We start from the raw sequence: 6,521 nt of genomic DNA on the forward strand, positions 1-6,521 counted from the left end.
CGCTCGGGTCGCCTGGGCACCGGAGAAGGACCTCCAGTGCCCAGGCAGCCGTACTTCCAGAACAACAAGCCGAACAGGCGCCGGCTACGGCTGGTCGCCGAGGCTGAGGAGGAGGGTGCGGAGGGTTTCGGCCAGGGCGTCTTGTTCGTGCTGGTCGAGGGCGGCGAGGAGGCGGCGTTCGTTGTCGAGGTGGGCGGCGATGGCGCGGTCGATGAGGTCGCGGCCGGCGGGGGTGAGGGCGACGAGGACGGTGCGGCGGTTGGCGGGGTCGAGGTCGCGCGTGACGTAGCCCTTGGCGACGAGCCGGTCCAGGCGGTTCGTGACGGCGCCCGAGGTCACCATGGAGGAGCGGGCCAGCACGCCCGCGGTGACGCCTTGGGGAGCGTCCGCGCGGCGGAGGGTGGCCAGGACGTCGAACTCGCCCCGTTCCAGCCCGAACTCGGCGAACAGGGCCTTGAGCTCGCGCTCGGCGATGCGGGTCAGCCGGGAGAGGCGGCCCAGGACCCGCATGGGGGACGCGTCGAGGTCGGGCCGGGCGCGAGCCCACTGCTCGACGATGAGGTCGACGGCGTCACGCTCCACGATTACCTCTCAACGTTAAACTGTTTGACATCAAGGTAGCATCCGGCCTACCGTCCTCAACGTTAAACACTTCAACGTTGAGAGGTTGCTTCATGCGACGTCGGACGATCTCTGCCGTGCTGGTGTTCGGGCTGGCCGCCGCGACCAGCGCGCCTGCCCGGGCGGCGGACGCCGGGGGCGGGACGGTGTACCCGACCACGATCCGGCTGCCGGACGGGTTCCAGCCCGAAGGCATCGCGATCGGCCCCGGGCCGGTCGCCTATGTCGGCTCCATGGCCGATGGGTCGGTCTACCGCGCCGACCTGCGCACGGGGGCCGGGGCCGTCCTCGGCCGGGGGCCGGGCACGCAGGCCCTCGGGCTCAAGAGCGACGGGCGCGGACGGCTGTTCGTGGCGGGCGGCACGGGTGGCGACGCCCGCGTCCTCGACGCCCGGACCGGACGGGTGCTGGCGTCCTACCGGCTGGCCACCGGCCCGTCGTTCGTCAACGACGTCATCATCACGCAGGGCGCCGCGTGGTTCACCGACTCCACCGACCCGGTGCTCTACAAGCTGCCGCTCGACGGTGGACGGCTCCCCGCCGCCGCGGTCCGGATCCCCCTGACCGGCGACCTGGTGTACCAGGGCAGTCCCGACAGTCCCGGCAGCGCGGGGTTCAACGCCAACGGCATCACCCCTACACCGGACGGGCGGGGACTGCTCGTGGTGCAGTCGAACACCGGCGGGCTGTTCCGCGTCGAGCCGACGGGCGAGACCCGCCGGGTGAACCTGCACGGCGAGTCGCTGCCGGAAGGCGACGGGCTGCTGCTGCGGGGCCGGACGCTGTACGCGGTGCAGAACCGGCTCAACACCGTGGCCGTCGTGCGACTGGACGCGGACGGGACCGACGGCCGCGTCGTTCGCCGGGTGACGGATGCCCGGCTCGCCCTGCCGACGACCGTGGCCGCCTTCGGCTCGCGGCTGTACCTCCCCAACATCCGGTTCTTCGCCACGGGACCGACGCCGGACGTCTCGTACGACGCGGTCGCCATCCCCCGTCCGTAGCCCGATTCGCGTTTTACCCGGAGGCGCGGGCGGGGTTGGAATGAGCCGGACATAACTTGAACAACACCGCACGCGGCGGCGGACATGGCGGCGGACAACCAGGGCAGATCGACCGGCGTCGGGCACCTAATGGAAAGGCGCCCGAATAGTCCATTTCTCTTGATCTGATGGGATACCTGGTTAATGTCGCGAATAGCTGCGGCGGTGGCGGCCGTCGTGGGCCTGCTGGTCGCCGTGATGTCCGGGCTCGCGCAGTCCGCCCCGAGCCCGTCTCCGAAGCCCACGCCTCCCGGTGCCGGGAAGAACGGCGAGGCGTGGGCCTGGACGCAGTTGGTGAACGGGACGAGCCACACGACCGAGGTCCGGTTCGCCACCACCGAGAAGCCCGCCGGGAACTGCCCCACCCTCCAGTACACCCTGGGAGGCAAGACGCAGACGGCGGTGCTGAGGAAGGTCAGCGATCCTTTCGTCACCGGCGGCGGGCTCCAGCAGTTCCCGACGACCTTCTGCGTGGCGCCGGTCCCCGACGGGGCGAGCAACGCGCTGATCGAGCCGTCCACGACCAATGCGGCCACCGTGCATCCGGGGAACCTCCAGCTTCCGCTGCCCGAGTGGCCCGTGAACGGGCGTCCCCGGAGCGTCGCGGTGATCGGTGACGCGGGGTGCGAGGTCGTCTCGCCCACGGTGGGCGCCCCGAAGAACCAGGACTGCCAGAAGAACTGGCCGCTGGAGCCGCTCTCCGTGCATGCGGCGGCGCAGTCCCGGCCGGACCTGGTCGTCCACGTCGGCGACTACGTGTACCGGGAGACGCCGGAAGGCGCGAACGACGCCACGCCGGGGTGCGATTCCCAGGGGCAGGCCGCCGACTGGAGCTGCCTTATCAAGGACTTCCTGCGGCCCGCGCAGGCCCTGCTCGCCGAGGCGCCGTTCATCTTCGCGCGGGGCAACCACGAGGTCTGCACGCCTCCGAAAGTGGGGCGGGGCGCCGAATGGTTCCGCTATTTCGCCGCGGTTCCGCAGAAGAACAACGAGTGCTTCTCACTGCCGCAGACGCAGGCCGAGCCCGTCCAGATCAATGCGGGCACGCTGCATTTCATCCTGTTCGACTCCAGCTCGGCGAGTGAGAGGAACAAGCCGGACAAGGCCCAGGCCGCCCAATACGCGAAATGGTTCGACGAAGTGAACGCCCTGGCAGCCAACCATCCGACGCACGACTACTTCCTGATCACCCACAAGCCGCTGTGGATGGTCAAACAGGCCTCGTCCACCGCCGTGACGTGGATCAACCCGACGCTGGCGAGCGCGGTCGGGCAGACGGCGAAGGGGGCGCTGGCCGGCAACATCGACCTGGTGATGTCCGGGCACGTGCACCTCTACCAGATGCTCGACTTCCTCAACAGCTCGCGTCCGCCGCAGCTGACCGTGGGCTCGTCCGGGACGACGCTCGACACGCCGCCGGACGACAGCAAGGTGATGGGCAAGACCGTCGACGGCGAGACCGTGCAGCACTCGGTCTCACGGGGCGTTCACGGCTACGCGCTGCTGCGCGACACGGGCGGCCAGTGGCATCTCACCTTCCACGGGGTCTCCGGTCAGGCGTGGCCGCTGGACTGCGCTCTGAGCACCGGGGCCACCAAGGAATTCGACTGCAAATAGGCGGCTTCATGGATGCAGGGCCGCGTCGGGCCGAGTTTCGGCGACGCGGGTGAAGCGGACGGTCAGGCCGTCGCGTTCGGGGGCGCAGCAGTAGGGGCCCGCGGCGGCCATGACGCCGGGAGGGAAGGGCGCCAGCCGGATCATCCGCCAGGGCTCGTCGCCGGCGCGGGCGCGGACGGTCACGGCGTCGCCCGAGCGGCTGGCGCGGATGGTCACCTCGCGGCCCTGCCACGGCACGGGCGCCGAGGACCAGTCGGACACGCCGTGGGTGACCACCGCGCCCAGCTGGAGGGCGCCGTCGCAGTACTCGGCGCCCGCCTTGATCCAGGTCGTCGCGGAGAGGCGGACGAGGAGGCCGGCCTGGTCGAACTGGTGGTCGTAGGCGGCGACGAAGGAGACCTCGATCGCGGCCTCGGGGCCGAACGGGGACAGCAGGGCGTGCCCGCTGTCGCGGTCGTAGCCGTAGGACGTCGTGCGCCAGAAGTCGCCGCCCCGCGCCGCGGTGACGACGAGGGCGGGGCCGTCGGGCGTCGCGGACGGCGGCGGGTTGAGCCATTCACCGGTGATCATAGGTCGGAAATCTACGTCAAGGGGGTGGAGTCAACCCCACCACCAGGGGTGGGTTTTACCTCCCATGATCGGGTAGCTGAACCCAGTGTCTCCGGAAATGTCAGACGCGAGGGTTGAGATGGACGGGGACGACCGGGCTGGGAGGCACGATGGTGAGCGGAGCGGCAGTGGGCGGGGCGGTGCGCGGCCGGATGCGGCCGCTGCTCACCGAGGTGGGGCTGCTGGCGGTCCTGTTCGCCTTCTACAAGTGGGGCCGGACGCTGATCGAGGGCGGCCCCGGGCAGGCGATGGCGAACGCGCACGGGCTGTGGCGGTTCGAGCGGGAATGGCTGCCGAGCGAGGTCGGATTCCAGCATTGGGCGCTCGGATGGGACCACGCGGCCTTCCTCGCCAATGTCTATTACGTGAGCGTCCATTTTCCCGGAACGGCGTTGCTGCTGATCTGGCTTTATGTGCGGCACAGGTCCGCCTATGCCAGGGTCCGCAACGAACTGGTGGCGCTGACGGCGGCCGGCCTCGTGGTGCACACGATGTTCCCGCTGGCGCCGCCCCGGCTGGCGGGGATCGGGGCCGTCGACACGATGCTGACCGTGGGGCCGTCGGCCTATCCGGCGGCGGCCGACGGGATCGCCAACCAGTACGCGGCCATGCCGTCCCTGCACATCGGGTGGGCGATCCTGGTGGCCGTGGCGGTACTGCGGGTGTCGCGGAGCCGGTGGCGGTGGGTCGTCGCGCTGCACGCGCCGCTCACGGTCCTCGTGGTGGTGGTGACGGCCAACCACTACTGGACGGACGGGATCGTCGCCGCGCTCCTGCTGGCCGGCGCCATGGCGCTGGTTTCCCTGGCCGGACGGATGCGGCAAGCTGTGGGTCATGCTGCCGACGCACACGAGTCCCGAGGTCCCGGACGTCCCCGTGGCGGTCCTGCCGATCGGGAGCCACGAGCAGCACGGCCCGTTCCTTCCCCTCGCGACGGACACGGTGATCGCGTGCACGATCGCGGCGGAGATCGCGAAGGCGTACCCGGTGCGGACGCTCCCGCCAGTGACGATCTCGTGCTCGCATGAGCACGCGGACTGGCCCGGGACGGTGAGCATCTCGGCGGCGACCCTGTACGCGGTGGTCAGGGACGTCGCCGAGTCGCTGCGCCGGGCCGGCGTCCCCAAGCTCGTGCTGGTCAACGGGCACGGGGGCAACTACGTGCTCGGCAACGTCGTGCAGGAGGCGCACGGCGACATGGCCCTGTTCCCCGCGATGGAGCACTGGGAGGCGGCGGAGAGGGCGTCCGGCGCGGAGACGTCCGCGGTCAGCGACATGCACGCCGGGGAGCTGGAGACCTCCATCCTGCTGCACGCCCATCCGGAGCTGGTCCGGGACGGGTACCGGACCGCCGACCATCTGGCCGACGACCGGCGGCACCTCCTGACGACGGGGATGGCGGCCTACACGACGTCGGGCGTGGTCGGGCGGCCGTCACTGGCCAGCGCCGACAAGGGCCGGGAGACGCTGCGGAGCTTCGTCGCGTCGTTCGGGGACGTCCTCGCGGTGCTTCAGCAGCAGGGCGGCCGCCCCGGGCAGGGACGCGACGAAGGTGAGAACCCCGTACACGACGGAGACGGTCAGGCCCTGCGCTGAGCCGAGCCCGGCCGCGCCGAACGCCAGGGCGAGCACGGCCTCGCGCGGGCCCCAGCCGCCGACGTTCACCGGCAGCACCATCACCAGGAGCGCCAGCAGGAGCAGCGGCAGGAGGGTGAGCAGCGGGGCCGTCGCGCCGGCGAGGCGGGCGGCGACCACGAACAGGGCCAGGTGACCGGCCAGCGCCGCGGCCGACAGGCCCACGATCGCGGGCCAGGCGCGCAGGGCGGCGCGCACGTCCGCGAACGCCGGCGCCAGCGCGCGGCGCCGCCACCGTGCGAGGACCAGCACCGCGGCCAGGACGGCTCCCGCCGGGACCAGGGCGGGCGCCAGCGCCGACACGAGCGCGGGGTGGGCGAGCAGCGCGGCGGCGCCCGCGGCGATCGCGACGCCCTGACCGGCGACGCGTTCGAGGAACACGGCCCGCACGCCGCGCGCGACATCGCCCGACCGGTTCCCGTGGCTCACCGCGCGGTGCACGTCCCCGAGCACGCCCGCGGGCAGCACGGCGTTGAGGAACTGGGACCGGTAGTAGTCCGCGACGGCTCCGCCCAACGGCAGGTGGAGGCCGAGCCGAAGCGCGACCAGCCGCCAGCGGGCCGCGCTGAGCACGGTGGTCAGCAGGCCCAGGGCGAGCGCCGCCGCCACGGCCCCGGCGTCCACGGCGTGGAGCGCGTCCACGAACGCGTCCGTGCTGTGCCACCACAGGAGCGCGGCGAGGATGCCCAGCCCGGCGAGCGGGCGCAGCCAGGGCAGGAACTTCGTCACGGGGCGCTCCCGGGGAGGACGAGGAGGTCGACGTGGTGGACCTCGGCGGTGAGGCGCCCGGCGGCGCACTCGGTGAGGCGGCGGCCGAGGTAGTCCTCGGCGAAGGGGGCCAGGTCGGGCCGCTGCTCGACGGCGGCGGCGACCCAGCCGCGCAGCCACTGCGCGGTCAGCGCGGCCTGGCCGGGGCCGAGCCGCCACGGGCTCGGGCGCGCCTGGACCGACGCGCCGCGGCGGCCGAACGCCCGGGTCGCGGCGGCGACGGCGTCG

At 72.2% G+C, this 6,521-nt stretch carries 5 protein-coding genes and 3 pseudogenes; 4 read left to right on the top strand and 4 right to left on the bottom strand.

What is annotated here, in order from left to right; translation table 11 throughout:
• Window positions 1-84: 84 nt before the first annotated feature.
• A complete protein-coding gene (locus tag ABWI04_RS13865) occupies window positions 85-582 on the bottom strand; it encodes a MarR family winged helix-turn-helix transcriptional regulator (RefSeq protein WP_353832636.1) in 498 nt (165 codons plus the stop codon).
• A gap of 92 nt (window positions 583-674) precedes the next feature.
• Here ABWI04_RS13865 and ABWI04_RS13870 point away from each other — a divergent pair, with 92 nt between their 5' ends.
• Together ABWI04_RS13870 and ABWI04_RS13875 are read left to right on the top strand one after the other, a co-directional pair.
• On the top strand, window positions 675-1,625 hold the full coding sequence (locus ABWI04_RS13870) for an SMP-30/gluconolactonase/LRE family protein (RefSeq protein ID WP_353832637.1): 951 nt from the start codon (window positions 675-677) through the stop codon (window positions 1,623-1,625).
• Window positions 1,626-1,808: 183 nt separating this feature from the next.
• Window positions 1,809-3,281, top strand: coding sequence for a metallophosphoesterase family protein (locus ABWI04_RS13875; protein WP_353832638.1), 1,473 nt, complete (start codon window positions 1,809-1,811; stop codon window positions 3,279-3,281).
• A 6-nt stretch (window positions 3,282-3,287) separates the two neighbouring features.
• Here ABWI04_RS13875 and ABWI04_RS13880 read toward each other — a convergent pair whose 3' ends face one another.
• Entirely contained in the window at window positions 3,288-3,851 is a 564-nt protein-coding gene (locus tag ABWI04_RS13880; RefSeq protein WP_345177520.1) for a DUF1349 domain-containing protein, read from the bottom strand.
• A gap of 287 nt (window positions 3,852-4,138) precedes the next feature.
• Between ABWI04_RS13880 and ABWI04_RS13885 the strand changes: the two are divergent.
• Both ABWI04_RS13885 and ABWI04_RS13890 read left to right on the top strand, forming a co-directional pair.
• Window positions 4,139-4,672: pseudogene (locus ABWI04_RS13885) on the top strand (phosphatase PAP2 family protein); the annotation flags it as partial.
• Between the two features lie 52 nt (window positions 4,673-4,724).
• Window positions 4,725-5,486 (top strand): creatininase family protein, encoded by a 762-nt coding sequence (locus ABWI04_RS13890; RefSeq protein ID WP_353832639.1) that lies wholly within the window; start codon window positions 4,725-4,727, stop codon window positions 5,484-5,486.
• On the opposite strand, the pseudogene ABWI04_RS13895 reads toward ABWI04_RS13890, so the two are convergent.
• Both ABWI04_RS13895 and ABWI04_RS13900 read right to left on the bottom strand, forming a co-directional pair.
• Window positions 5,481-6,323, bottom strand: a pseudogene (locus ABWI04_RS13895) (lysylphosphatidylglycerol synthase domain-containing protein); the annotation flags it as partial. The gene ABWI04_RS13890 and the pseudogene ABWI04_RS13895 overlap by 6 nt on opposite strands.
• Window positions 6,251-6,521: pseudogene (locus ABWI04_RS13900) on the bottom strand (SAM-dependent methyltransferase); the annotation flags it as partial. The pseudogenes ABWI04_RS13900 and ABWI04_RS13895, both read right to left, overlap by 73 nt.

Source organism: Actinomadura sp. NPDC000929, from assembly GCF_040492065.1.
Classification (GTDB): Bacteria; Actinomycetota; Actinomycetes; order Streptosporangiales; family Streptosporangiaceae; genus Spirillospora; species Spirillospora verrucosospora.